This window comes from Glycomyces paridis, from assembly GCF_004912155.1.
GTDB classification, from domain to species: domain Bacteria; phylum Actinomycetota; class Actinomycetes; order Mycobacteriales; family Micromonosporaceae; genus Glycomyces; species Glycomyces paridis.
Window position 1 is genome coordinate 59,989 of record NZ_STGX01000003.1, and the last position, 24,339, is coordinate 84,327.

General features: G+C 70.2%; 24 protein-coding genes. All 24 read left to right on the top strand.

The window, feature by feature from the left end; genetic code table 11:
• The first annotated feature begins 2 nt into the window (after positions 1 to 2).
• The 24 genes from E9998_RS04450 (at position 3) to secG (ending at position 24,092) form a co-directional block, all read left to right on the top strand.
• Positions 3 to 1,376 carry a replication-associated recombination protein A gene (locus E9998_RS04450; protein ID WP_136528507.1) on the top strand — a complete coding sequence of 458 codons (1,374 nt, stop codon included), beginning with the start codon at positions 3 to 5 and terminating at the stop codon, positions 1,374 to 1,376.
• Entirely contained in the window at positions 1,366 to 1,932 is a 567-nt protein-coding gene (locus tag E9998_RS04455; protein WP_136528508.1) for a hypothetical protein, read from the top strand. Before E9998_RS04450 ends, E9998_RS04455 begins: the two co-directional genes overlap by 11 nt.
• 152 nt (positions 1,933 to 2,084) lie before the next feature.
• Positions 2,085 to 2,573 (top strand): DUF948 domain-containing protein, encoded by a 489-nt coding sequence (locus tag E9998_RS04460; RefSeq protein WP_158299691.1) that lies wholly within the window; start codon positions 2,085 to 2,087, stop codon positions 2,571 to 2,573.
• A 46-nt stretch (positions 2,574 to 2,619) separates the two neighbouring features.
• The gene (locus E9998_RS04465; protein ID WP_136528510.1) at positions 2,620 to 2,910 is read left to right on the top strand and encodes a hypothetical protein; all 291 of its coding nucleotides are present in this window, start codon (positions 2,620 to 2,622) and stop codon (positions 2,908 to 2,910) included.
• 18 nt (positions 2,911 to 2,928) lie between these two features.
• A complete protein-coding gene (alaS, locus tag E9998_RS04470; RefSeq protein ID WP_136528511.1) occupies positions 2,929 to 5,610 on the top strand; it encodes an alanine--tRNA ligase in 2,682 nt (893 codons plus the stop codon).
• On the top strand, positions 5,610 to 6,089 hold the full coding sequence (gene ruvX / locus E9998_RS04475; protein ID WP_136528512.1) for a Holliday junction resolvase RuvX: 480 nt from the start codon (positions 5,610 to 5,612) through the stop codon (positions 6,087 to 6,089). Before alaS ends, ruvX begins: the two co-directional genes overlap by 1 nt.
• Positions 6,090 to 6,097: 8 nt before the next feature.
• Positions 6,098 to 7,276 (top strand): endolytic transglycosylase MltG, encoded by a 1,179-nt coding sequence (locus E9998_RS04480; protein WP_136528513.1) that lies wholly within the window; start codon positions 6,098 to 6,100, stop codon positions 7,274 to 7,276.
• Positions 7,276 to 8,094 (top strand): shikimate dehydrogenase, encoded by an 819-nt coding sequence (locus E9998_RS04485; protein ID WP_136528514.1) that lies wholly within the window; start codon positions 7,276 to 7,278, stop codon positions 8,092 to 8,094. Before E9998_RS04480 ends, E9998_RS04485 begins: the two co-directional genes overlap by 1 nt.
• 18 nt (positions 8,095 to 8,112) lie before the next feature.
• Positions 8,113 to 8,499, top strand: a complete 387-nt coding sequence (locus E9998_RS04490) for a thiol-disulfide oxidoreductase DCC family protein (RefSeq protein ID WP_136528515.1) — start codon at positions 8,113 to 8,115, stop codon at positions 8,497 to 8,499.
• Between the two features lie 227 nt (positions 8,500 to 8,726).
• Positions 8,727 to 9,725 (top strand): ABC transporter ATP-binding protein, encoded by a 999-nt coding sequence (locus E9998_RS04495; protein ID WP_136528516.1) that lies wholly within the window; start codon positions 8,727 to 8,729, stop codon positions 9,723 to 9,725.
• Between the two features lie 28 nt (positions 9,726 to 9,753).
• The gene (locus E9998_RS04500) at positions 9,754 to 10,551 is read left to right on the top strand and encodes an ABC transporter permease (RefSeq protein WP_136528517.1); all 798 of its coding nucleotides are present in this window, start codon (positions 9,754 to 9,756) and stop codon (positions 10,549 to 10,551) included.
• Positions 10,544 to 11,365: an ABC transporter permease gene (locus E9998_RS04505; protein WP_136528518.1), complete on the top strand. Its 822-nt coding sequence runs from the start codon at positions 10,544 to 10,546 to the stop codon at positions 11,363 to 11,365. Before E9998_RS04500 ends, E9998_RS04505 begins: the two co-directional genes overlap by 8 nt.
• Before the next feature lies 1 nt (position 11,366).
• A complete protein-coding gene (locus E9998_RS04510) occupies positions 11,367 to 12,155 on the top strand; it encodes an ABC transporter permease (RefSeq protein ID WP_136528519.1) in 789 nt (262 codons plus the stop codon).
• Positions 12,145 to 12,951 (top strand): ABC transporter permease, encoded by an 807-nt coding sequence (locus tag E9998_RS04515; RefSeq protein ID WP_136528520.1) that lies wholly within the window; start codon positions 12,145 to 12,147, stop codon positions 12,949 to 12,951. The genes E9998_RS04510 and E9998_RS04515 overlap by 11 nt, the downstream gene beginning before the upstream one ends.
• 232 nt (positions 12,952 to 13,183) lie before the next feature.
• Entirely contained in the window at positions 13,184 to 14,116 is a 933-nt protein-coding gene (locus tag E9998_RS04520) for a serine protein kinase RIO (RefSeq protein WP_240037500.1), read from the top strand.
• A gap of 90 nt (positions 14,117 to 14,206) precedes the next feature.
• On the top strand, positions 14,207 to 15,187 hold the full coding sequence (locus E9998_RS04525) for a hypothetical protein (protein WP_136528522.1): 981 nt from the start codon (positions 14,207 to 14,209) through the stop codon (positions 15,185 to 15,187).
• A 72-nt stretch (positions 15,188 to 15,259) separates the two neighbouring features.
• Entirely contained in the window at positions 15,260 to 17,143 is a 1,884-nt protein-coding gene (uvrC, locus tag E9998_RS04530) for an excinuclease ABC subunit UvrC (RefSeq protein ID WP_136528523.1), read from the top strand.
• A gap of 91 nt (positions 17,144 to 17,234) precedes the next feature.
• The gene (rapZ, locus tag E9998_RS04535; RefSeq protein WP_136528524.1) at positions 17,235 to 18,134 is read left to right on the top strand and encodes an RNase adapter RapZ; all 900 of its coding nucleotides are present in this window, start codon (positions 17,235 to 17,237) and stop codon (positions 18,132 to 18,134) included.
• Between the two features lie 292 nt (positions 18,135 to 18,426).
• Positions 18,427 to 19,389 (top strand): gluconeogenesis factor YvcK family protein, encoded by a 963-nt coding sequence (locus E9998_RS04540; RefSeq protein ID WP_136528525.1) that lies wholly within the window; start codon positions 18,427 to 18,429, stop codon positions 19,387 to 19,389.
• A gap of 3 nt (positions 19,390 to 19,392) precedes the next feature.
• The gene (gene whiA / locus E9998_RS04545; RefSeq protein ID WP_136528526.1) at positions 19,393 to 20,379 is read left to right on the top strand and encodes a DNA-binding protein WhiA; all 987 of its coding nucleotides are present in this window, start codon (positions 19,393 to 19,395) and stop codon (positions 20,377 to 20,379) included.
• Positions 20,380 to 20,652: 273 nt separating this feature from the next.
• Positions 20,653 to 21,648 carry a type I glyceraldehyde-3-phosphate dehydrogenase gene (gene gap / locus E9998_RS04550; protein ID WP_136528527.1) on the top strand — a complete coding sequence of 332 codons (996 nt, stop codon included), beginning with the start codon at positions 20,653 to 20,655 and terminating at the stop codon, positions 21,646 to 21,648.
• Between the two features lie 7 nt (positions 21,649 to 21,655).
• Positions 21,656 to 22,852, top strand: a complete 1,197-nt coding sequence (locus E9998_RS04555; protein ID WP_136528528.1) for a phosphoglycerate kinase — start codon at positions 21,656 to 21,658, stop codon at positions 22,850 to 22,852.
• A 3-nt stretch (positions 22,853 to 22,855) separates the two neighbouring features.
• Positions 22,856 to 23,641, top strand: a complete 786-nt coding sequence (tpiA, locus tag E9998_RS04560; RefSeq protein ID WP_136528529.1) for a triose-phosphate isomerase — start codon at positions 22,856 to 22,858, stop codon at positions 23,639 to 23,641.
• A gap of 202 nt (positions 23,642 to 23,843) precedes the next feature.
• Positions 23,844 to 24,092 (top strand): preprotein translocase subunit SecG, encoded by a 249-nt coding sequence (gene secG, locus E9998_RS04565; protein ID WP_240037502.1) that lies wholly within the window; start codon positions 23,844 to 23,846, stop codon positions 24,090 to 24,092.
• Positions 24,093 to 24,339 lie beyond the last annotated feature (247 nt).

The window sequence follows — 24,339 nt, forward strand, 5'->3', positions numbered from 1 at the left end:
TTATGGACGCACCAGGACTGTTCGAGATCAACAGCCCGCAGGAGCCGCCGAACACCGGCATCCTCGGCACGGGCTCGGCCACCGGCGACGAGCCGCTGGCGGTGCGGATGCGCCCGCGCGCGCTGGACGAACTCGTCGGCCAGGACCACCTGCTCGGGCCCGGTTCGCCGCTGCGCCAGGTGGTCGAGGGCCGCCAGCCGCTCTCGGTGATCCTGTGGGGCCCGCCCGGTTCGGGCAAGACCACCATCGCCCACCTGGTCGCCCAGTCCGGCGACCGGCGCTTCCGGGCGATGTCGGCGCTCAACTCCGGCGTCAAGGACGTGCGGGCCGCGATCGACGAGGCCCGCCGGGTCCGCCGCACCGGCGGACCGCAGACGATCCTGTTCATCGACGAGGTCCACCGCTTCACCAAGACCCAGCAGGACTCGCTGCTCGGCGCCGTCGAGGACCGCACCATCACGCTCCTGGCCGCCACCACCGAGAATCCCTACTTCTCCGTCGTCGCGCCCCTGGTGAGCCGGTGCGTGCTCCTGACGCTGCGCGAACTCGACGTCACCGACGTCGGCGAGCTCGTCGACCGGGCCGTGGCCGACGAGCGCGGCCTCGGCGGCGCGGTCACGCTCGAACCGGAGGCCCGCGACCACCTCGTGCGCACCGCCTCCGGCGACGCCCGCAAGGCCCTCACCGCGCTGGAGGCCGCCGCGCTCTCGGTCGAGGAGGGCGACGCGATCACCGTCGCCGTGGTCGAGGCCGCCATCGACACCGCCGCGGTGCGCTACGACCGCGACGGCGACGGCCACTACGACGTCGCCAGCGCCTTCATCAAGAGCCTGCGCGGCTCGGACGTCGACGCGGCGATGCACTACCTCGCGCGCATGGTCGTCGCCGGCGAGGACCCGCGCTTCATCGCCCGCCGCCTGGTGATCTTCGCGTCCGAGGACGTCGGCATGGCCGACCCGACCGCCCTTCAGACCGCGACCGCGGCCGCGACGGCCGTGGAGCGCATCGGCATGCCCGAGGCCCGCATCAACCTCGCCCAGGCGGTCGCCCACCTCGCGACCGCCCCGAAGTCCAACGCCGTCATCACCGCGATCGACGAGGCGATCGGCGACGTGCGCAAGGGCAGGATCGGGCCCGTGCCGCCGGACCTGCGCGACGCGCACTACAAGGGCGCGGGGGACCTGGGCCACGGCAAGGCCTACGTCTACCCGCACAACGACCCGCGCGGCGTGGTGCCCCAGCGGTACGCGCCCGACGTGGTCGCCGGGACCGACTACTACCGGCCCACGCGGCACGGCCGCGAGGCCGAGATCGCCGACCGGCTGGAGAAGCTGCGCCGGATCGTGCGCGAGGAGAAGCGGGCGGATGGCGACTGAGGGCCCGGGCGGCGAGGCCGCGAGCCTCTTCGCGTCGAAGCTCGAGCAGACCGGGGCGCGGATCGCGCGCCTGCGGATGACCGTCGCCGCCGTCGCCGCCTCGGCGGTGCTGCTGGTCGCGGCGGTGCTGTGGCTCGGCCGCGCGGTCACCGTCGACCCGACGCGCCGGGCCGCCGACGAGCTGTCGGTGCCGGGCTGGGCCGCGGTGACCGCCACCGACGAGACCTACGGCAGCCGCTGGTGCCTGGGGGAGTGCCGGGTGCGGATGCGCACGTGGACCTCGGAGGGCACGGTCGAGGACACCGCGCACGAGTACTGGCAGGCCGTGCTCGACGCCGGCTGGACGCCGGCCGACCCCGAGCTGTGCGTGGGCGGCCTCGGCGAGGAGGGCTGCTACGTGCGCGACGAGCTCTACCTGGAGCTGTGGGTCGTGCCGGTGGACTGCAGCGACCGCTACGAGCTGTGCGTCGGCTCGGAGGTCACCGCCGTGGTGGCCGCCCAGGCGGCGCTGCCGCGCCTGGCCGAGGACCGCCGCGCCTATGAGGAGTCGGTGTAGCCGACCACCGCCCCGTTGCGCCGGATGTCCGGTCCCGCAAGGTAAGGTCGGGGCTGCGCTGATCATGCGCGATTACCGGGAACCATTCGCAGCCGCACCGGTCGGTCACCGCACATCGAGGGGGAACAGCTGTGCCAGGCGAGACGTTGGCAGTGGAGTTCACGAACGTTGGACTCTGGGAAGTCGCACTCCTGATCGTCGCGGTCGTGATCTTCATCGTCTCGCTGTGGCTCGCGGCGGGCCTCATCCGCAAGGCGACGGGCACGCTCGCGCGCGTCAACAGCGTGCTCGACAAGGTCGACCACGAGATCGGCCCGATCCTGCGCAACGCGAACGCCACGCTCGACAACGTCAACGCCTCGCTGACCCAGGTCGAGGGCGAGCTGGAGAAGGTCTCGACCATCACCGGGAACGCCGCGCACATCTCCTCCAACGTCGCCAACGTCACGAGCCTGGTCGTCTCCGCGGTCGGCTCGCCGCTGGTCAAGGCCGCCGCGTTCGGCTTCGGCCTGCGCGCCGCCGTGAAGAAGCGCGGCCAGGAGGTCGACGAGGACCAGGTGCGCCGCATGGTCGAGGCGTCCCGCCAGACCAAGCGCGAGGCCAAGCGCGCCGCGAAGGCCCGCCGGAAGTCCGCACAGTAAAACCGTTTGGCCTCGGCGCCAGGATCGGTGAGGATCGAAGCACGTGTTGAAACGAATGATTTGGATCGGTGTCGGCGTGGTCGTCGGCGTCGTGGTCGTCCGCAAGCTCACGAAGGTCGCGGAGTCGGTCACTCCCGGCGGGGTCGCCGAGCGTGTGGGCGGTGCCGGTGCTGAAATGAAAGCGTCGTTCAAGGCGTTCTGGGCGGACGTCTCCGAGGCCAAGCAGGCCAAGGAGGCCGAGCTGTTCGACGCGATCGAGCGCGGCGAGGACATCACGCCCCTGCTCGCCGATGACGACGCCGACCACGACCAGGCCCTGAACGGCCGCCCGTACTAGCCCCGAAGGAGGTGCCCCATGGAGACCGCTGAAATCCAACGCCGGTTTCTGAAGTTCTTCGAGTCCAACGGCCACACGGTGGTCCCCAGCGCACCGCTGCCGGCCTTCGAGGACCCGAACCTGCTGTTCGTGCCCGCGGGCATGGTCCCCTTCGTGCCCTACTTCCTGGGCCAGGCGACCCCGGAGTGGAACCGCGCCACGTCGGTGCAGAAGTGCATCCGCACGCCCGACATCGACGAGGTCGGCAAGACCTCCCGCCACGGCACGTTCTTCCAGATGAACGGCAACTTCTCCTTCGGCGACTACTTCAAGGAGCAGGCGATCCGCTTCGCCTGGGACCTGACGACCGGCTCGCTCGAGTCCGGCGGCCTGGGCCTGGACGGCGACCGCATCTGGGCCACGGTCTACCTCGACGACGACGAGGCGATCGACATCTGGCACAAGCAGATCGGGCTCCCGCTCGACCGCATCGTGCGCCGCGGCCAGGCCGACAACATGTGGTCGATGGGCATCCCGGGGCCGTGCGGCCCCTGCTCGGAGCTGTACTACGACCGCGGCCCCGACTACGGGCCCGAGGGCGGACCCGAGGTCGACGAGGACCGCTACCTCGAGTTCTGGAACCTCGTGTTCATGCAGAACATCCGCGGCGGCGGCCCCGCCAAGGAGGGCTACGAGGTCACCGGCGACCTGCCGAAGAAGAACATCGACACCGGCATGGGCATGGAGCGCATGGCCGCGCTCCTCCAGGGCGTCGACAACATGTACGAGACCGACCAGGTCCGGCCGATCATCGACAAGGCCTCGGAGCTCACGGGCAAGCGCTACGGCGTCTCGACCTCGCACACCGCCTCCGAGTCCCACCCGGACGACATCCGCTTCCGGGTCATCGGCGACCACGTGCGCTCCTCGCTCATGCTCATCGGCGACGGCGTCGTGCCCTCCAACGAGGGCCGCGGCTACGTGCTGCGCCGCCTCATGCGCCGCGCGATCCGCGCCGTGCGCCTCCTCGGCTACGACAAGCCCGCCATGCCCGAGCTGCTGCCGGTCGCGATGGAGCGCATGTCCGCGGCCTACCCGGAGCTGCGCACCGACTTCGAGCGGATCTCCTCCTACGCCTACGGCGAAGAGGAGGCCTTCCTCAAGACCCTCAAGCACGGCACGACCATCCTCGACACCGCGGTCACCGAGACCAAGGCCGAGGGCGGGGCGACCCTCTCGGGGTCCAAGGCGTTCGAGCTGCACGACACGTACGGCTTCCCGATCGACCTGACCCTGGAGATGGCCGAGGAGCAGGGCCTGTCGGTCGACCAGGACGGCTTCCGCGAGCTCATGGCCGAGCAGCGCCGCCGCGCGAAGGCCGACGCGGCCGCGCGCAAGACCGGCCACGCCGACCTGTCCGCGTACTGGAAGCTCCTCCAGGAGCAGGGCCCCACCGACTGGAAGGCCTACGAGTCCCTCGCGACCGAGTCCCGCGTCATCGGGATCCTCTCTGAGGGCGAGTCGGTCGCCGTCGCGAAGGCCGGCCAGATCGTGGAGGTCGTGCTCGACCGGACCCCGTTCTACGCCGAGTCCGGCGGCCAGCACGCCGACGCGGGCAAGATCGTCGGCCCGAACTTCTTCGGCGAGGTCGTCGACGTCCAGCGCCCCGTCAAGAAGCTCGTGGTCCACCAGGTCCGCGTCCTCGAAGGCGAACTGGTCCTCGACGACCGCGTCGAGGCGACGGTGGACGCGGAGTGGCGCCTCGGCGCCCGCCAGGCCCACTCGGGCACGCACGTGGTCCACGCGGCCCTGCGCGAGGTGCTCGGCCCGACCGCGCTCCAGTCCGGCTCGTTCAACCGGCCCGGCTACCTGCGCCTGGACTTCTCGTGGCGCGCGAAGCTCTCCGACGAGACCCGCAGCGAGATCGAGGAGGTCTCCAACAAGGCCGTCCGCGACGACCTGCCCGTCGCCGTCAAGTACATGACGCTGCCGGAGGCCAAGGACTTCGGCGCGGTCGCGCTGTTCGGCGAGACCTACGACGAGACCGTCCGCGTCGTGGAGATCGGCGGCCCCTGGTCGCGCGAGCTGTGCGGCGGCACGCACGTGTCCCACTCGGCCCAGATCGGCCCGCTCGTGCTCACCGGGGAGTCCTCGGTCGGCTCGGGCCAGCGCCGCGTCGAGGCCGCCACGGGCATGGAGGCCTACCGCTACCTCGCCCGCGAACGGGACCTCGTCTCGCAGATCGCCGAGGAGATCGGGGCGCAGCGCGGCGACGTGCTCGAACGCGTCCGCGCGATCCTCCAGCGCTCCAAGGACGCCGAACGCGAGCTCGCGACGCTCCAGGCCAAGGCCGTCTCCGGCCGCGCCGCCGAGTTCGCGGCCGCGGCGCAGCAGGTCGAGGGCGTCAAGGTCGCCGCGATCCGCGCGCCCGAGGGCACCAAGGGCGGCGACGTGCGCAACCTCGCCACCCAGATCCGCGGGCACCTGCCCGAGGGCGAGCCGGGCGTGGCGGCGGTCGTCGCCACCGCCGGCGGCAAGGCCAGCATCGTCGTCGCCGTCAACGGCGCCGCGAAGGCCCGGAACGTCTCGGCGCAGGCCCTCGTCAAGGCCGCGCTGTCGGGCAAGGGCGGCGGCAACGACGAGATCGCCCAGGGCGGCGGCGTCCCCGCCGACCAGGCCCAGCACCTGCTCGACGCGGTAGTCCGCGCGATCACCGCGTAATGGAAGAAGAAGCGAACGGCCCCGCGACCACCGAGTGGACGCGGGGCCGCCGTCTCGGCGTCGACCTCGGCAAGGCCCGCGTGGGCGTCGCCGTGTGCGACCCCGACGGCCTCCTGGCGACCCCCGTGGCGACCGTGCGTCGCGATCTGAAGACCTCCAGTGGGGACATTCCTTCCGATATACGAGAAATCGCCGATACGGCCCGGGAATACGATGTGGTCGAAATCGTGGTCGGCCTACCGGTTACTCTTTCGGGTGAGGAGGGGCCGGCCGCGGCTCACACCCGAGCCTGGGTGGAGCGGCTCGCGGGCCACGTCTCGCCAGTTCCGGTGACCCTGACCGACGAGCGCATGACCACGGCCGTCGCCACCCGCAGACTCAATGAAGGCGGCGTGCGCGGCAGCCGCAAGCGCTCGATCGTCGACCAGGCCGCCGCGGTGGAGATCCTCCAGACTTGGTTGGACCGGCGGCGGAGGTAGAGAACGGAATGCTCGGCGATTTCAGGTCCGAGGACGAGCACGCGCGGGCTCCCCGTAGCCACCGTCGCAAGGACTCCGGCAAAGCCCTGATCGCCATGACCCTGGTCGTGGCCCTCTTCGGCATTCTGGGCGTCGGCGGCTGGTGGGCCTACAACAACGTCCTCAAGGACTACTTCGTCGCCGAGGACTACACCGGCGAAGGCAACGGCACCGAGGTCACCGTCATCGTGGAAGAGGGCTGGTTCGTCGCCGACATCGCCAACCACCTCGAATCGGTGGGCGTGGTCGCCTCCGCGAAGGCCTTCCTCAACGCCTCCGAGGACGACGGGAACGCCGGCGAGGGCATCCAGCCGGGCACCTACCTCATGCAGGAGGAGATGTCCGCGGCCACGGCGCTCGGGCTCCTGACCGACCCTGAGAACCGCATCGTCAACGGCTTCACCGTCGTGGAGGGCAAGACCTCCTTCGAGATCTACGCCGAGCTCTCCGAGAAGTACGGCATCCCCGTCGAGGACTTCGAAGCGGTCGCAGAGGACCCGGTCGCCCTCGGCGTCCCCGAGTTCTGGTACGAGAACTTCGAGACCGACCAGATCGTCTCCATCGAGGGCTTCCTCTTCCCCTCCACCTACGAGTTCGACGAGGGCGCCACCGCCGAGGACATGCTCGGCGCCATGGTCGCGAAGTTCAACTCGGTCATCGAGGAGATCGGCTTCGTGGACGCCGCAGCCGCGCTCGACGTCGAGCCGTGGATGGCCCTCCAGGTCGCCTCCATCATCCAGGCCGAGTCCGGCATCGCCGAGGACGACGCCAAGATCGCCACCGTCATGTACAACCGCCTCTACGCCGACGGCGCGGTGGACGAGCTCGGCTGCAACTGCCTCGGCAGCGAGGCGATCTGGAACTACGGCCGCGAGTTCGAGGGCCTCGACCCGATCCCCTCCGGCGAGATGACCGGCGACGAGATGTCGGACGAGTCCAACCGCTGGGCCGCCACCGTGCAGGCGGGCTACTACCCGACCGCGATCGGCAACCCCGGTCAGGCCGCCCTCGAAGGGGCCGTGAACCCCGAGGACGACACCTGGCTCTACTTCGTGACCGCGTACCAGGACGGCCGGGCGATCTTCTCGGACACCTACGCGGAGCACCAGGACGCCACCGACGTCGCCCGCGAGAACGGGATCCAGTAGTGCGCGCGGCCGTCCTCGGCAAGCCCATCGAGCACTCGCTCTCGCCGGTCATCCACTCGGCCGGCTACGCCGCGGCCGGGCTCGCCGACTGGACCTACGAGCGCCACGAGTGCGACGAGCCCGCGCTCGCCCGCTTCGTGGACTCCCTGGACGACACCTGGGCCGGGCTCTCGCTCACCATGCCGCTCAAGGAGATCGCACTCGCCGTCGCCGACGAGGCCACCCCGGTGGCCGAGGCGATCGGCGCGGCCAACACGCTCGTCCTGCGCGGCGGCCGGCGCCTCGCCGACAACACCGACGCGCCCGGCATCGTGGACGCGCTGGCCGGGATCGGCCTGACCGCGGCCGACGAGGTCGCCGTCCTCGGCGCGGGCGGTTCGGCGCGCGGCTCGCTCGCGGCCGCCGTCCAGCTCGGCGCGAGCGCCGTGACCGTGTACGCGCGGCGCCGCGAGGCCGTCGCCGAACTCGAACCGGTGGCCGAGCGTCTCGGCCTGCGCCTCAAGGCCGCCTCCTGGGAGGAGGCCGTGCTCGCGGGCCGCGCCGACCTCGTCATCGCGACCGTTCCCAAGGGCGTGACCGACGACCTCGTCCTGGACTGGAAGGGCGACGCGGTCCTGTTCGACATCCTCTACGACCCGTGGCCGACCCCGCTGGCCGCGGCGGCCCAGCGCGAGGGCGTGAAGGTCCTCGACGGCCTCGCGCTCCTGCTGGCGCAGGCGGTCCGGCAGTGGACCCAGTTCACGGGCCTCGCGGAGGCGCCGGTCGAAGCCATGCGTGACGCGTTGTACACCGCCGCGGGAGCGAACTCCGGGCGCTAGCGGGTCCATGATTGGTGCATGAGCGTTCTCCTGTTCGACGGCGACTGCGCGTTCTGCACCGACTGCGCGCACTTCGTCGAACGCCGCATCCGCACCGAAGCCCGGGTCGTCCCCTGGCAGCGGGCCGACCTCGCCGCGCTCGGCGTCGAGCGGGTCGAGGCCGAGTCGGCCGTGCAGTGGATCGAGGACGGGCGCCGGTGGGCCGGGCCCGACGCCGTCGCGGTGCTCCTGCGCCGCGCCCAGTGGTACTGGCGGCCACTCGGCTGGGCCCTCTCCCTCGCGCCCGTCTCGTGGGTCGCCTGGCCGCTGTACCGCCTCCTCGCCCGCAACCGCCACCGGATGCCCGGCGGCACGGCCGCCTGCTCGCTGCCGCAGGCCGAACGCGACCTCCTCGGTCCGCGTTGAGGCGACCGCACCGCCCTTGGCCTGATTTGCGCTGATTCGTTCCAGCGCTTCGCGACCCGCGACGTGACCGGTCTCGCATTCTCATCCCACGCGCCTCACGAGACCACTGGAACCCCAGGCTCGCAAGCGCATTCCTGCCGATGCGGTCCCGCGAAGGCCCCTCACGAGGGTCCTACGTCACGGAAAACGAGTGGCCCGCTCCCATCGAATTTTCCTACCGTTGACGTATGCCGATTCTCGAAGCCCGCTCCCTCACCAAGACCTTCCGGAGGCCCGACAAGGCCTCGGGGTTCAAGGGCGCCCTCAAGCACCTCGCGCAGCGCAAATACAAGAACTACACCGCGGTCGACGGCATCGACCTCACGGTCGAGGCGGGGGAGTCGGTCGCCTACGTCGGCCCCAACGGCGCGGGCAAGTCCACCACCGTCAAGCTCCTCACCGGCATCCTCAAGCCCACCGAGGGCACCGTCCGGGTGATGGGCCGCGACCCGCACACCGAGCGGATCGCCAACGCCCACGACATCGGCGTCCTCTTCGGCCAGCGCACCCAGCTGTGGTGGGACCTGCCCGTCGAGGAGTCCCTCAAGCTCCTCAAGCACATGTACGGCGTCTCCGACGCCGACTACAAGGCCCGCATCGCCAAGTTCGACGAGCTGCTCGACCTCGGCGAGTTCATGCCCGCCCTGGCCCGCACCCTCTCCCTCGGCCAGCGCATGAGGGCCGACCTCGCCTGCGCGCTCATCCACGACCCCAAGATGGTCTACCTCGACGAGCCGACCATCGGCCTCGACATCTCCGTCAAGGACCGCCTCCGCGCCTTCCTGCGCGAACTCGTCGACGACGGCACCACCCTGCTCCTCACCAGCCACGACCTCGCCGACATCGAGGAGGTCTGCGAGCGCATCGTGGTCATCGACAAGGGCAAGGTCGCCTACGACGGCCCGATCGCCCAGCTCAAGGCCCACTACATCACCACCAAGGCCGTGAACCTCCACCTCGAAGGCCCCGCCGACGTCCCCGCCCTGACCGAGAAGTTCCCCGACTTCGCCTGGGCCGCGGGCGCATCGCCCTCCGAGGTCACCGTGACCTACGAGTCCGCGCGCTTCTCCACCGCCGAGGTCCTCGGCTCCCTCACCGCGCGGCTCTCCCCGCGCGACCTGTCGCTGTCCGAACCGAGCATCGAGGACGTCATCCGACGCCTCTACGCAGGCGAGCTGACCCAGTGACCCACCCGCACCGAACCCGGAGCGCCCCGTGACCCACGGCTTCGCGGTCGACCGCGCCTTCGTGACGGTCTCGCTCAAGCGCCGCCTCGCCTACAAGACCCAGTGGATCGTCGCCCTCGTACTCGGCGGCGGCGCCATGCTCGTCTCGATGGCCTTGTGGCGCAACCTTCTCTCCGGCGGCGCCCTCTCGGGCTACGACTGGGACTCGATGCGCGCCTACATCATCATCGGGTTCGTCACCGGGACCCTCGTCTTCGGCGCCGCCGACTGGTACATCGCCGACCGCATCCTCGACGGCCACGTCGCGATCGACCTGACCAAGCCCGTCGACTTCCAGCGGGCCCGCGCCGCCGAGTACGTCGGCTCGATGATCTCGACCGTCCCCACGGTCGTCGTCGGCGTCATCGGCGCCTGGCTCCTGTTCGACCCGCCCGGCCCCGTCTCCGCGACCGCCGGCGTCCTCACCGTCCTCAGCCTCCTGCTGGTCTTCCCGCTCGCCTTCGGCATCACCTACCTGTCGATCCTGGTGTGCTTCTGGACCAAGCGCTACCTCGGCATCATGTGGCTGCGCGAAGCCCTCCTCGGCTTCTTCTCCGGGATGATGATCCCCTTGGCGTTCATGCCCTCCTGGCTCCAGGCCGTCGCCTGGGCCCTGCCCTTCCCGCACTTCACGGCCACGCCCGCCGCCATCTACCTCGGCCACGTCGACACGGCCGGCGCGCTCGGCCTCCTCGCGGCCGAGGCCGCCTGGGGCGTCGGCATGTGGATCGGCGCCCGGCTCGTGTTCCGCCACGCGGTCAAGAAAGTGACGGTGCACGGTGGCTGACCTCCTCGCCCCCCGCAGGCCCGCCGGGGCCCGCCACGTCGGCGCGGTCTACACCCGCGCGATCGTGGCCCAGATCCGCTCCATCACCGAGTACCCCGCCGACTTCTGGGTCATGGCCTCGGCCGGCGTCATGTGGAACGTCCTCCAGTTCGCGTTCCTGACCGTCCTGTTCGCCACCGTCCCCGACGTCGCCGGCTGGCGCTACCACGAGATGCTCATGCTCTCGGGGCTCTTCACCGTCGCCAGCGGCTCCACCGCGCTCCTGTGCGACGGCGTCTGGAGCACCGGCCAGATGGTCCTCAAAGGCGAGATCGACTACCGCATCACCAGGCCCGCGCCCGTCGTCGTCCAGGTCGCCACCACCCACATCGGCATGCAGGGCTTCGGCGAGGTCGCGTTCGGCCTCGTCATGCTCGCCTACGGCTGGATCGGCGCCGGGCTCGGACTCGCGCCCGTCCCGATCGGCCTCCTCGCGATTGCCTGCGCGGTCACCATCGAATGCGCGCTCGTCACCCTCTTCTGCGCCGTGAACTTCTGGATCAAGGGCCCGATGTCGAACTTCGCGTTCATGCTCATCGACCTCCAGAGCAACGCGATGGTCCTCCCGCTGGGCCTCTTCCCGATCGGCGTGCGGCTGCTGACCATGTTCGTCATCCCCGTGGCCTTCGTCAACTTCGTGCCCGTCGCCGTCCTCACCGGACACCTCTCCGCGGCGTGGCTCGTCGGCACGCCCCTGGCCGCCCTCGCCTGCGTCCTCGCCGCGCTCGGCGTCTACCGGCTCGGCCTGCGCTCCTACGACTCCTCCGGACACTGACATGGCACGCGTCGACCTCGCCTTCGCGACCGTCACCTTCAAACGCAAGATCGCCTACAAGACCACCTGGCTGTTCTCGATCCTCTTCGGCGGCTGGTCCCTCCTCGCGGGACTCGCGGTCTGGAGCCAGATCATCGGCGACGGCGAACTGGGCGGCTACGACTGGTCCGCCATGAAGGCCTACCTTGTCATCGGTTTCCTCACCGCCACCCTCGCCTGGGCCGGCTCGGACTGGGAGATGGCCAACCGCATCCTCGACGGCCACGTCGCGATCGACCTGACCAAACCCGTCGACTTCCAGCGCGCCCGCGCCGCCGAGTACATCGGCGGCATGACCGCCTCCGTGCCCGCCGCGATCCTCGGGACCGCGCTGGCCGCCCTCGCGTTCCGGCCCGCGCCGCCGGTCTCGGCGCTCGCGGCGCTCCTGACGGGTATCAGCGTCCTGTTCATCTTCCCGCTGGCCTTCTGCATCAGTTACCTGGCGACCATGACCTGCTTCATCACTCAGCGGTTCCTGGGCGTCCAGTGGGCGAAGGACTCGCTCGTGGCGTTCTTCTCCGGGATGATGGTCCCGATCGCGCTCATGCCCGTCTGGCTGCAAGGGGTCGCCTGGGCCCTGCCGTTCGTCCACTTCACCACCACGCCCGCCTCCATCTACCTCGGCCGCGTCGACACCGCCGGGGCCCTCGGCCTCATCGCCGCCCAGGCCGCCTGGGCGGCGGGGCTGTGGTTCATCGCCCGGCTCATCTGGGCCCGGCTCGTCAAGAAGGTGACCATTCATGGCGGCTAGCGCCTCCCAGGTCCGCCACGCCGGAGCCGTCTACCGCCGCTCCATCGGCGCCTACCTGCGGTCCATCGCCGAGTACCCGGCCGACTTCTGGGTCATGGCCCTGGCCGGGACGTTCTGGCAGGTCGTGCTCTTCGCGTTTTTGAGCATCCTGTTCGCCAACGTCAACGCCATCGTCGGCTGGGGCTACCACGAGATGCTCGTGCTCGCCGGGTTCCTCGGCCTCGCCTGGTCCTCGACCGCGCTGCTGTGGGACGGCATCTGGGACACCGGCAAGATGATCGTCGAAGGCGACATGGACTACCGCCTCACCCGGCCCGCGCCCGTCATCGTCCAGGTCGCCTCCAAGCACGTCGGCATGCAGGTCTTCGGCGAGGTGACCCTCGGGCTGGTCATGCTCGTCACCGGCTGGATCGGCGCCGGGATCAGCCCCGCCCTGATCCCGGCCGCGATCTTCCTCCTGGCCTGCGCCGCCGTCGTCGAGGCCGCCCTGCTGACGATCGCGAACGCCGCGAACTTCTGGATGAAGGGCCGCGTGCCCGTGCTCGCCTTCGCGCTCACCGAGCTCCAGAACGAGGCGATGCGCTTCCCGCTCACCGTCTTCCCCGCCGCGGTGCGCCTCGTCCTCACCTTCGGCCTCCCGCTCGCGTTCGCGAGCTTCGTGCCGGCCCAGATCCTCACCGGCCGCCTCGACCCGGTCTGGCTCCTCGCCCCGCCGCTCGTGGCCGCCGCCTGCGCCGCGGTCGCCTTCTGGACCTTCAGGCAGGGCGTCAAGGCCTACGACTCCGCAGGTCACTGACGTGGCACGGCACACGGTGCAAAAGGACTTGCGCTCGCGCCAGGAGGTCCGATAGAGTCACCGCTGTTGCCCGGAGCATCGCGCCCGGGACGCTTGCGAACGGAGGTGTGACTGATGGTTGTCGTCGACGTCTTCGCCATGCTTCCCAGTTCGCCTCCCGCCGACGCGCTCTGACACCGGTGCATCGAAACCCGGTCGCGCGCAGCGGATGACTCCACAGGAGCCCGCCACCTTGGCACGCAAGTCCGAATACTCTGATTCCTTCCAATCCACCAAGCGCCGCCGCCGCGACTTCGCCGATGACGAGGTGTTCTCCGCCGAAGACCAGGCCAGGTTCGAGGAGATGCGCACCGAGTTCGACGAAGGACCGACCGACGACGGCCCGCCGACCGGCGACCGCTGGTCGATCTGGTGGGACTCCGAGCCGCTCCAGCGCGGCCCCGAGCCCCGACCGGACTGGGTCATCACCGAGCACGGCGCCGTCGACTACGAACTCGGCGTCCTCAAGACCGGCAAGGAAGCCGACGTCTTCCTCATCGAACGGGCGCTCCCGGGCACCGACCGGGCCGTGATCCTCGCCGCGAAGCGCTACCGCAGCGCCGAGCACACCCAGTTCAACCGGGCGGGCGACTACACCGCCGGGCGCGGCGCCAAGCGCTCGCGCGACGCCCGCGCGATGGCGAAGCGCACCGCCTTCGGCCTGGAGCAGGCCGCCGGCCGCTGGGCCGCCAGCGAGTTCGACGCGCTCAAACGCCTCTACGAGGTCGGCGCGCCCGTTCCCTACCCCGTGCAGATCCTCGGCACCGAGGTCATCATGGAGTTCATCGGACACGGCCGCACCGCAGCGCCCCGCCTGGCCGAGACCCGCCCCGACCCGGACGAACTCGACCACCTGTGGGACCAGGCGGCCGAAGCCCTCCGACTCATGACCGAACAGGGCTTCGCCCACGGCGACCTCTCGCCCTACAACACCGTCGTCCACGACGGCCGCCTCGTCGTCCTCGACCTCCCGCAGATCGTCGACATCTACGCCAACCCCCTCGGCCGGGAATTCCTGCTGCGCGACGTCGAGAACATCGGCACCTGGTTCACCGCCCGAGGCATGCCGCGCCAAGAAGTGGACGACCTCCTGACAGAACTCGCCGCCATAACCCGCATGCCGTAACGAATGTGAGGACCCTGACACCCCCGTGTCAGGGTCCTCGAACGATCGTTCTCCAGTCGAACGGAACCGACTGCGAGAACGGAGTCCCCGGTGCCCGGAGACTGGCATGAGACCCTGGCGGCGCTGATCGCCGACAACCCCGAACTCTCCTGGGAACTCCTGGAGATCGGCGAGGCGAAATCGGTGCCGATCTGCACCGACCAATGGCATCGCGCCAACGATTCTCCGAAGTCGGACGGCGAGGACGCCGCGCCGCCCTCCGGCGCCTGGACCAGAGCCGAGTCCCTCGGCGCGCCGATCCACAACGAGCGCCGCACCGATCGCACGGTCGAGATCGGATTCGCCGGAGCCGACGGACTCATCGTGGTCGGCGAAGTCCAGAGCGGCTGGTCGGACAAGAAGATGTTCCGGCTCCCCGGATACGTCGCGAAGGCATTCCAAGACCATGAGAAGCAGGTCGAACTCGTGATCGTCTGCAAGACCGACGCGCTGGCCCGCCGCTACCGCAAGGGCATCTGGATGGGGGTCCGCAGCGTGGTCACCCCGATCGCCGTCGGCTCGCAGGACCTCCCGCCGATCACCGATCCGAGCGCGGCGAACCAGAGCGTGCAGATGTCGGTCGCGACGCTGCTCGTCCGCGGCGACCAGGACATGGCCCGCGACCCGCAGGGAACGATCGCCGCGATCCTCGCGAAGCTCGATACGATCGATGAAGAGCGCGCCGGCGACTACGCCCACTACCTGACCCGTCTCGTCAGCGACGAGTTCGCCGAGATCATGGAGGAGAGCATGGACACCGAACGGAAGCCCTGGCACAGCGCGTACTACACCCGCGTCCACCAGGACGGCGTCGACGAAGGACTCGAAGCCGGCCGGGAGGAGGGGCGTGAAGAGGGCCGCCTCGTGCAGGCCCGGCTGATGCTCCTGAGGGTTCTCGAAGGGCTGGGCGTCCCCGTCTCGGCGAAGGACCGCTCGCGCGTCGAGTTCTGCCGCGACCTCGACCGGCTCGAAGCGTGGACCGCGAAGGCCGTCCGCGTCCGCAGCTGCAAGGAGCTGTTCGAGGAGGAGTGACCGGTCGCCGGAACCGGTTCGAGAGCACCGTCTTCGAGAGTGGTGTCGGGGGCGGGCGATAGCCTTGGGTCTGTGACCGTTGACTACCGTCCCGCTCCCGGCACCATTCCGACCGCGCCGGGCGTCTACCGCTTCAGGGACCGCGACCGGCGCGTGATCTACGTCGGGAAGGCGAAGAACCTCCGGAACCGGCTGAACTCGTACTTCGCGGACGAGTCGCGGCTGCACGAGCGCACGCGGCGGATGGTCAACACCGCGCGGAGCGTGGAGTGGACGGTCGTGGCGACCGAGGTCGAGGCGCTCCAGTTGGAGTGGACCTGGATCAAGGAGTACGACCCGCGCTTCAACGTCATGTTCAAGGACGACAAGTCCTATCCGTGGCTGGCGGTCACCGTGGGAGAGGAGTTCCCGCGCGCGCAGGTCATGCGCGGCAACCGCCGCAAAGGGGTGCGCTACTTCGGGCCCTTCGGGTCCGCGTGGGCCATCCGCCAGACCCTCGACCTGCTCACCAGGGTCTTCCCGATCCGCACGTGCTCCGACACGGAGTTCAAGCGCTGCAACAGGATCAACCGCCCGAACCTCCTCGCCGACATCGGCAAGTGCTCGGCGCCCTGCGTCGGGCGCATCTCCGCGGAGGACTACCGCGAACTCGTCAACGGCTTCTGCGCCTTCATGTCCGGCGACACCGCCCCCGTCCGCCGCCGCCTCATCGGGGAGATGCAGGAGGCCTCCGAGTCCCTCGAATTCGAACGCGCCGCCCGGTTGCGCGACGACCTCGCCGCCCTCGACAAGGTCCTCGAACAGCAGGTCGTGGTCCTCGCCGAGGACGTCGACTGCGACGTCATGGCCGTGGCCGACGACGAGCTCCAAGCCGCCGTCCAGGTGTTCCACGTCCGCGGCGGCCGCATCAGGGGCCAACGCGGCTGGGTGGTCGACAAGCCCGAGCCGGTCGACCTCGCCGGACTCGTGGAGCAGTTCTGCCTCCAGTTCTACGGCGAGCAGAACGAAGTGGTGCCCCGCGAGGTCCTCGTCCCGGCCCTGCCCGGCGACCACGATGCGCTCGCCGCACTCCTGTCGGAGCGACGCGGCGCGAAGGTCGACCTGCGCGTGCCGCGGCGCGGCGACAAGCGGGCGCTGGCCGAGACCGTGGAGAAGAACGCGCTGGAGAACCTCCAGCGGCACAAGCTCAAGCGCGCCGGGGACCTGACGGCGCGCTCGAAGGCGCTCGAAGAGCTGGCCGACGCGCTCGACCTGCCCGAGGCGCCGCTGCGGATCGAATGCTACGACGTCTCGCAGTCGCAGGGGGAGGACGTGGTGGCGTCGATGGTCGTCTTCGAGGACGGCCTGCCCCGCAAGAGCGAGTACCGCCGCTTCGTCATCCGCGGCGAGCGCAAGGACGACCTCTCCTCGCTCCAGGAGACCTTGCGCCGCAGGCTCGCCAAGATCGCCGACCAGCCCGCCGGCTCTCCGGCGGAGGAGGGCGAGGAGCCCCGGCGCGGCTTCCACTACCCGCCGCAGCTGCTGGTCGTGGACGGCGGGCAGCCGCAGGTGGCCGCCGCCGAGGCGGTGTTCGCGGAGCTCGGGATCGACACGATCAACCTCGCCGGGCTCGCCAAGCGCCTGGAGGAGATCTGGCTGCCGGGGGAGGCGTACCCGGTGATCCTCTCGCGCACCTCCGAGGCGCTCTACCTCATGCAGCGCGTGCGCGACGAGGCCCACCGCTTCGCGATCTCCTTGCACCGCACCAGGCGCCGCAAGAAGATGTCGGCATCGGCCCTCGACGGCGTGCCGGGCCTGGGCGAGTCCAAGCGCAAGGCGCTGCTGCGGGAGTTCGGCTCGGTCAAGCGCATCCGCGAGGCCGAACCGTCCGATCTGGAAGCGGTGGCGGGCATCGGCCCGAAGCTCGCGGAGGCCGTACGGTCACATCTGCGTAATCCCGACGACAACGGTGCTTGAGACGCGGCTGGTACCTATACGCTTGTGAGTTCGGCGGGGCGCTCGATCGTGTCACCCCGGCGGCAGGATCGATCTTGGGGATACTTGACTTATGGGTGTGGCAGCTGTGCACGCGGCCTCTGGCGACCGCGGCGAATTGGATCTCGTGATCGTCACCGGCATCTCCGGCGGCGGGCGTTCGACCGTGGCGCGCGCGTTGGAGAACGTGGGATATTACGTCATCGACAACCTTCCCGAGTCCCTGGTGGGCCAGGCCGCGGAGCTGGCCGCCGCTGGCGGCGAGGAGGTCCGGCGCACCGCGATGGTGCTCGACGTGCGCTCGCGCGCGTTCATGACCGACCTCGTGGGGGTCCTGGAGGACCTGCGCAAGGGCGGCTTCAAGCCGCACCTGGTGTTCGTGGACGCCGACGACGACGTGATCATCCGGCGCTTCGAGAAGGTCCGCCGCGCGCACCCGCTCCAGGGCGCGGGGCTCCTCGCCGACGGCATCGCCGCCGAGCGGCGCCTGCTGGAGCCCGCGCGGGCCTCGGCCGACACGCTCTTCGACTCCACGCACCTCAACGAGAACCAGTTGCGGGCGCGCGTCGAGGAGGCGTTCCTCGCGCCGTCCTCGCCCGGACTTCAGTTCACCTGCATGTCATTCGGGTTCAAATACGGCATCCCGCGCGATGCGGACTACGTGGCCGACGTACGATTCCTTCCCAACCCGTACTGGGTTCCCACCCTGCGCGAGCACACCGGGACCGACAAGGACGTGTCCGACTACGTCCTGGGTCAGGACGGCGCCGAGGACTTCGTCGACGCGTACGCCACGCTGCTGCTCGGCACCACGCAGGGCTTCGAGCGGGAGGGCAAGCGCTACATGACCATCGCCATCGGCTGCACGGGCGGCAAGCACCGCTCGGTCGCCATCGCCGAAGAGCTCGCCAAGCGTTTCAACGCGGCCGGGTTCCCCGCGAACACGCACCACCGGGACCGGGGAAACGAGTGACGGCGGCCGGGTCGCACCGGTTCGGCGGACCGCCCCCTTCCGAAGGGCCGCAAGGCGCCGACGGATCGGGCAGCTCCGAACGGCCGAACCGCCCCGAGGGCCCGACCGGGCCTGAGGACCGGGCGCCCCGGCGCCGCCGCGCCGGACCGGGCCCCGCCGGGCCCTCCGGGACCGGCCCGGCCTGGCCCGAACCTCCCGGGCACCTCCCCGACGTCCCGCCCCCCTGGCCCGAACGCCGCACCCCCGCCCTGCGCCCCGAACCTCCCGCACCCCGACCCCGAGGGAGTCGCGAATGCTGAAAGTCGTCGCGTTCGGCGGCGGACGCGGCCTCTCGGCCTCGCTCCGCGCCCTCACCCGGCTCGACATCGACCTGACCGCCGTGGTCACCGTCGCCGACGACGGCGGCTCCTCCGGGACCATCCGTGCCACCCGCCCGCTCCTGCCGCCCGGCGACCTCCGCAAGGCGCTCGTCGCCACCGCCGACCCCGCCAAGAGCGAGGTCGCGGCCCTGTTCGCGCACCGCTTCGGCGGCGACGACTTCCTCACCGGCCACCCCGTCGGCAACCTGGTCCTCACCTCGCTGCTCGAACGCCACTCCAACCCGGTCGCGGCCCTCGACGCCGCCGCCCGCCTCCTCGGCTCGCGCGCCCGCATCCTCCCGATGTCGGTCACCCCGCTCGACATCGAAGCGGACATCGCCTTCCAGGAGACCGCCTTCCAGGACACCGCGTTGCCAGACACCGCCGAGTCCACTACCACCTGCACGATCGTCGGACAGCACGACGTGGCGGTGGCCGACGGGCGCGTTCTCGACGTCCGCCTGCTGCCCGCGGGCGCCACCGCCTGCCCCGAGGCCCTCGCGGCGGTCGCCGAGGCCGACTGGCACGTCTTCGGGCCCGGCTCCTGGTATACGAGCGTCATCCCGCACCTGCTCCTGCCGGACCTGCGCGAGGCCGTGGCCGCGGCCGACGCCCGCCGCATCCTGGTCCTCAACCTCTCCGAGGAGAAGGAGACCGACGGCCTCACCCCGGCCGGACACGTCGACACGCTGCGTCGCTACGCCGAAGGTGTCCGATTTCACTACGTCGTCTCGGGCGACGCCCGAACCCTCGCCGATCCCGGATCGTTGAACAGTGCGGCACAATCGTTGGAGGCGCGGTTGGTCGCGGCGGACCTCGCCGCCGACGGCGTCACGCACGACGTCGGCGCCCTCGCCGCCGCATTGGGAAGTCTGCTGGTCGAAGATGGTGGTTAACGAATGGCGATGACCTCGGAGGTCAAGGACGAGCTCAGTCGTATTGAGGTCAACAAGTCCTGCTGTCAGCGCGCCGAGCTCGGCGCGCTGTTCCGCTTCGCCGGCGGCCTGCACCTGGTGGGCCAGGGCAACGTCGTCGTCGAGGCCGAGGTCGACGCGGGGAACGTCGCCCGCCGCGCCAAGCGCATGATCTCCGCCCTCTACAACTACGAGTCCGAGGTCCACGTCCTCGTGGCCGCCGGGCTGCGCCGCAACAACCACTACCTGCTGCGCGTCATGGCCGACGGCCAGGCCTTCTCCAAGCAGATCGGCCTCACCGACCAGCGCGGCTACCCCGTCCGGGGCCTTCCCAACCACGTCGTCGGCGCCTACCCGTGCTGCGCCGAGGCCGCCTGGCGCGGGGCCTTCCTCGCCCGCGGCTCGCTCACCGAGCCCGGCCGCTCCTCGGCCCTCGAAGTCACCTGCCCCGGCCCCGAGTCCGCGCTCGCGCTCGTCGGCGCGGCCCGCCGCCTCGGCATCGCCGCGAAGTCCCGCGACGTGCGCGGCGTCGACCGCGTCGTCATCCGCGACGGCGACGCCATCGGCGAGCTGCTCACCCGCCTCGGCGCCCACTCCTCGGTCCTGACCTGGGAGGAGCGGCGCGTGCGCCGCGAGGTCCGCGCCACCGCCAACCGCCTCGCCAACTTCGACGACGCGAACCTGCGCCGCTCGGCCCGCGCCGCGGTCGCCGCCGCCGCCAAGGTCACCCGCGCCCTCGAAGTCCTCGGCGAGGACGTCCCCGAGCACCTCGCCTCCGCGGGCCGCCTGCGCCTCGACCACCGCCAGGCCTCCCTCGAAGAGCTCGGCACCCTCGCCGACCCGCCGCTCACCAAGGACGCCATCGCCGGGCGCATCCGCCGCCTCATCAACATGGCGACCAAGCGCGCCCACGAGAGCGGCGTCCCCGGCCCCGACGACGTCGTCGCCGAGGAAGAGGCCCTGGTCGCCTGAACCGCGGCCTCCTGGGCGCGGTACGCCGCGCGAACGGGAGGGCAACGGCTACGCTTAACCGCGATGTCACACCGCTGTCCCGGGTGTGACATGATCGGGGGGAACCGGCCGCGACAGGTTTTCAGAACCTGAGCGGTAGGGTCAAGGAGTGCTCGGCGACGAGGCCGAACAGCGATCTGTTCCACCGTCGCTATTCGGCTGAACGGATCGCGTACGAGACCGCCTCCGGTCTCAGTCAGATATCCGATCCTGTTCTAGCGAGGAGATGGCCACGTGACCATCCGCGTTGGCGTCAACGGCTTCGGCCGCATTGGGCGCAACTTCTTCCGGGCGGTTCTCGCCTCCGGTGCCGATGTCGAAATCGTCGCCTTCAACGACTTGGGCGACCTCAACACCATCGCCAACCTGCTGAAGTACGACTCGATCCTGGGCCGCCTGCCCTACGAGGTCAAGGTCGGCGACGGCGAGATCACCGTCAACGGCAAGACCATCAAGGCGTTCAGCGAGCGCGACCCCAAGAACCTCCCGTGGGGCGAGGTCGGCGCCGACGTCGTCATCGAGTCCACCGGCTTCTTCACCGACGGCACCAAGGCCTCCGCCCACCTCGAAGGCGGCGCCAAGAAGGTCATCATCTCCGCTCCGGCGAAGAACGAGGACATCACCGTCGTCATGGGCGTGAACCACGACAAGTACGACGCCGAGAACCACAACATCATCTCGAACGCGTCCTGCACCACCAACTGCCTGGCCCCGATGGCCAAGGTCCTCAACGACGCCATCGGCATCGAAAAGGGCCTGATGACGACCATCCACGCCTACACGCAGGACCAGAACCTCCAGGACGGCCCGCACAGCGACCCGCGTCGCGCCCGCGCCGCCGCCCTGAACGTCGTGCCCACCACGACCGGCGCCGCCAAGGCCGTCGGCCTGGTGCTGCCCGAGCTCAACGGCAAGCTCGACGGCTACTCGCTGCGCGTCCCGATCGCGACCGGCTCCATCACCGACCTCACCTTCGAGGCCTCCCGCGAGGTCACCGCCGAAGAGGTCAACGCCGCGCTCAAGGCCGCCGCGGACGGCCCCCTCAAGGGCATCCTCTACTACACCGAGGACCCGATCGTCTCCAAGGACATCGAGGGCGACCCGCACTCCTGCATCATCGACGGCCTCCTGACCAAGGTCATCGGCAACCAGGTCAAGGTCTTCGGCTGGTACGACAACGAGTGGGGCTTCTCCAACCGCCTCGTCAGCCTCGTCGAACTGGTCGGCTAACTCGCCGATGAAGACGCTGGACGAACTCCTCCAGGAGGGCGTCAACGGTCGGCGCGTACTCGTACGCGCCGACCTCAACGTGCCTCTGGACGGAAAGAACATCACCGACGACGGCCGCATCCGCGCGGTCGCCCCGACGGTGAAGGCGCTCGCCGAAGCCGGCGCGCGCGTCGTGGTGTGCTCGCACCTGGGCCGCCCCAAGGGCGCCCCGGACCCCGCCTTCTCGCTGGCGCCCGTCGCCAAGCGCCTCGGCGAGGTCCTCGGCCGCGAGGTCGCCTTCGCGACCGACACCGTGGGCACGGACGCCGAGACGAAGGCCGTCGCCCAGGGCGACGGCGACGTGCTCCTGCTGGAGAACCTGCGCTTCAACAAGGGCGAGACCAGCAAGGACGACACCGAGCGGGCCGAGTTCGCGGGCCAGCTCGCGGCGTTCGGCGACCTGTACGTGGACGACGCCTTCGGCGCGGTCCACCGCAAGCACGCCTCGGTCTACGACGTCGCGAAGCTCCTGCCGCACTACGCCGGCTGGCTCATCGCGAAAGAGGTCGAGGTCCTCTCGAAGCTCACCGGCAAGCCCGAGCAGCCGTACGTGGTCATCCTCGGCGGCGCGAAGGTCTCCGACAAGCTCGCGGTCATCGACAACCTCCTCGACAAGGTCGACACGCTCATCGTCGGCGGCGGCATGATGTTCACGTTCCTCGCGGCCCAGGGCCACGAGGTCGGCTCGTCGCTGCTGGAGAAGGACCAGGTCGAGGTCTGCAAGTCCTACCTCGCCCGCGCCGCCGAACTCGGCGTCGAACTGCTGCTGCCGGTCGACACCGTCACCGCGGCCGAGTTCGCCGCCGACGCCGAGCCGCTGACGGTGTCCGTGGACGCCATCCCGGCCGAGCGCATGGGCCTGGACATCGGACCGGCCTCCGCCAAGCTCTTCGCCGAGCGGATCGCCGGAGCCGAGACCGTCTTCTGGAACGGCCCGATGGGCGTGTTCGAGTTCCCCGACTACGCCGCGGGGACCAAGACCGTCGCGCAGGCGCTGGTGGACTCCGACGCGTTCAGCGTGGTCGGCGGCGGGGACTCCGCCGCCGCGGTCCGCACCCTCGGCCTGCCCGAGGACGGATTCGGCCACATCTCGACCGGCGGCGGCGCCTCCCTCGAATACCTCGAGGGCAAGACGCTCCCCGGCCTTGACGCACTGGAGAAGTAGAAGATGACCGAAACCCGCAAGCCGCTCATCGCCGGCAACTGGAAGATGAACCTCAACCACCTCGAAGCCATCGCGCTGGTGCAGAAGCTGGCCTTCAGCCTCACCCGCGAGCAGCTCGAAGCGGTCGAGGCCGTCGTCCTCCCGCCGTTCGTCGACATCCGCAGCGTGCAGACGCTGGTCGACGGCGACAAGCTGACCATCGGCTTCGGCGCCCAGGACCTGTCGGCGCACCCGTCCGGCGCGTACACCGGCGAGATCGCCGGCTCGATGCTCGCCAAGCTCGGCTGCTCCTACGTGGCCGTGGGCCACTCCGAGCGCCGGCAGTACCACGACGAGGGCGACGAACTGGTGGCCGCCAAGGTCCGCCAGGCCCTCAACAACGGCATCAGCCCGATCCTGTGCGTCGGCGAGGCGCTCGACGTCCGAGAGGCGGGCAACCACATCGCCCACTCGGTCTCGCAGCTCATCGCCGCCGTGGACGGGCTCACCGAAGAGGAGCTCGCCAAGGTCGTCGTGGCCTACGAGCCCGTCTGGGCCATCGGCACCGGCCGCACGGCCAGCGCCGAGGACGCCCAGGAGGTCATCGGGGCCCTGCGCGCCGCCATCGCCGAGAAGTTCGGCGCGGTGGCCGAGCGGGTCCGCATCCTCTACGGCGGTTCCGTGAAGTCCTCGAACGTCGCCCAGATCATGGGCAAGCCGGACATCGACGGCGCCCTCGTGGGCGGCGCGAGCCTGGACGCCGAGGAGTTTGCCAAGATCGTTCGCTTCCCCGAGCACGCGGGAGCGTAGCGAGAGACCGTTCGCAGCGCCCGAGCTGAGCGCTGCGAGCCATTGACAGGGCCGTCGCACAACGTCGTGCGGCGGCTCCCTTCTTTTCCGGGTGCCGCATGGTGTGACACCGCATTCGGTCGTTATCAGGCGTTCGGCTAGACTCGGGCGTGGCCCGCGCCCCATAACGGGCCAGAATTGCTGAGAGGACACCCGATCACCGATGATGACGGTTCTGAGTTACGCCCTGCTGATCATCCTGCTGCTTTCCAGCGCGATCCTGATCCTCATGGTGCTGCTGCACAAGGGCAAGGGCGGCGGTCTTTCGAGCATGTTCGGCGGCGGCATGTCCTCCGTGGCCTCCGGTTCGTCGGTGGCCGAGAAGAACCTCACCCGCATCACGATCGGCGTCGGGGTCATCTGGTTCGCCTGCATCCTGGCCTTCGGGCTTCTGATGCGGACCATCGTCTAGCGACAGACTTCGATAGGGGCCCGCGAGCGACGCTCGCGGGCCCCTATCGCTTTACCCAAGCGCCGCAACCGATCCGGTTCGAAATCCGCCGTCGGGACCGCCGCGGCTTTCGGTGCAAAGCGAACTCCCGGCAGTCTTTACAGTGTGTGCTTCACGTCATAGAATTACCGAGGGCGGTCCCCCAACCGCTCAGGCCGGTGACTCCACGGCGTCGACCGGGGAGCCCCGCGGCCATCCTCCCGCAGAC

Bases quoted from the DNA above. Each gene is read 5' to 3' on its own strand.
- E9998_RS04450 (WP_136528507.1), top strand. From the start codon at position 3: ATGGACGCACCAGGACTGTTCGAGATCAACAGCCCGCAGGAGCCGCCG.
- E9998_RS04455 (WP_136528508.1), top strand. From the start codon at position 1,366: ATGGCGACTGAGGGCCCGGGCGGCGAGGCCGCGAGCCTCTTCGCGTCG.
- alaS (WP_136528511.1), top strand. From the start codon at position 2,929: ATGGAGACCGCTGAAATCCAACGCCGGTTTCTGAAGTTCTTCGAGTCC.
- ruvX (WP_136528512.1), top strand. From the start codon at position 5,610: ATGGAAGAAGAAGCGAACGGCCCCGCGACCACCGAGTGGACGCGGGGC.
- E9998_RS04480 (WP_136528513.1), top strand. From the start codon at position 6,098: ATGCTCGGCGATTTCAGGTCCGAGGACGAGCACGCGCGGGCTCCCCGT.
- E9998_RS04490 (WP_136528515.1), top strand. From the start codon at position 8,113: ATGAGCGTTCTCCTGTTCGACGGCGACTGCGCGTTCTGCACCGACTGC.
- E9998_RS04495 (WP_136528516.1), top strand. From the start codon at position 8,727: ATGCCGATTCTCGAAGCCCGCTCCCTCACCAAGACCTTCCGGAGGCCC.
- E9998_RS04510 (WP_136528519.1), top strand. From the start codon at position 11,367: ATGGCACGCGTCGACCTCGCCTTCGCGACCGTCACCTTCAAACGCAAG.
- E9998_RS04515 (WP_136528520.1), top strand. From the start codon at position 12,145: ATGGCGGCTAGCGCCTCCCAGGTCCGCCACGCCGGAGCCGTCTACCGC.
- rapZ (WP_136528524.1), top strand. From the start codon at position 17,235: ATGGGTGTGGCAGCTGTGCACGCGGCCTCTGGCGACCGCGGCGAATTG.
- E9998_RS04540 (WP_136528525.1), top strand. From the start codon at position 18,427: ATGCTGAAAGTCGTCGCGTTCGGCGGCGGACGCGGCCTCTCGGCCTCG.
- whiA (WP_136528526.1), top strand. From the start codon at position 19,393: ATGGCGATGACCTCGGAGGTCAAGGACGAGCTCAGTCGTATTGAGGTC.
- E9998_RS04555 (WP_136528528.1), top strand. From the start codon at position 21,656: ATGAAGACGCTGGACGAACTCCTCCAGGAGGGCGTCAACGGTCGGCGC.
- tpiA (WP_136528529.1), top strand. From the start codon at position 22,856: ATGACCGAAACCCGCAAGCCGCTCATCGCCGGCAACTGGAAGATGAAC.
- secG (WP_240037502.1), top strand. From the start codon at position 23,844: ATGATGACGGTTCTGAGTTACGCCCTGCTGATCATCCTGCTGCTTTCC.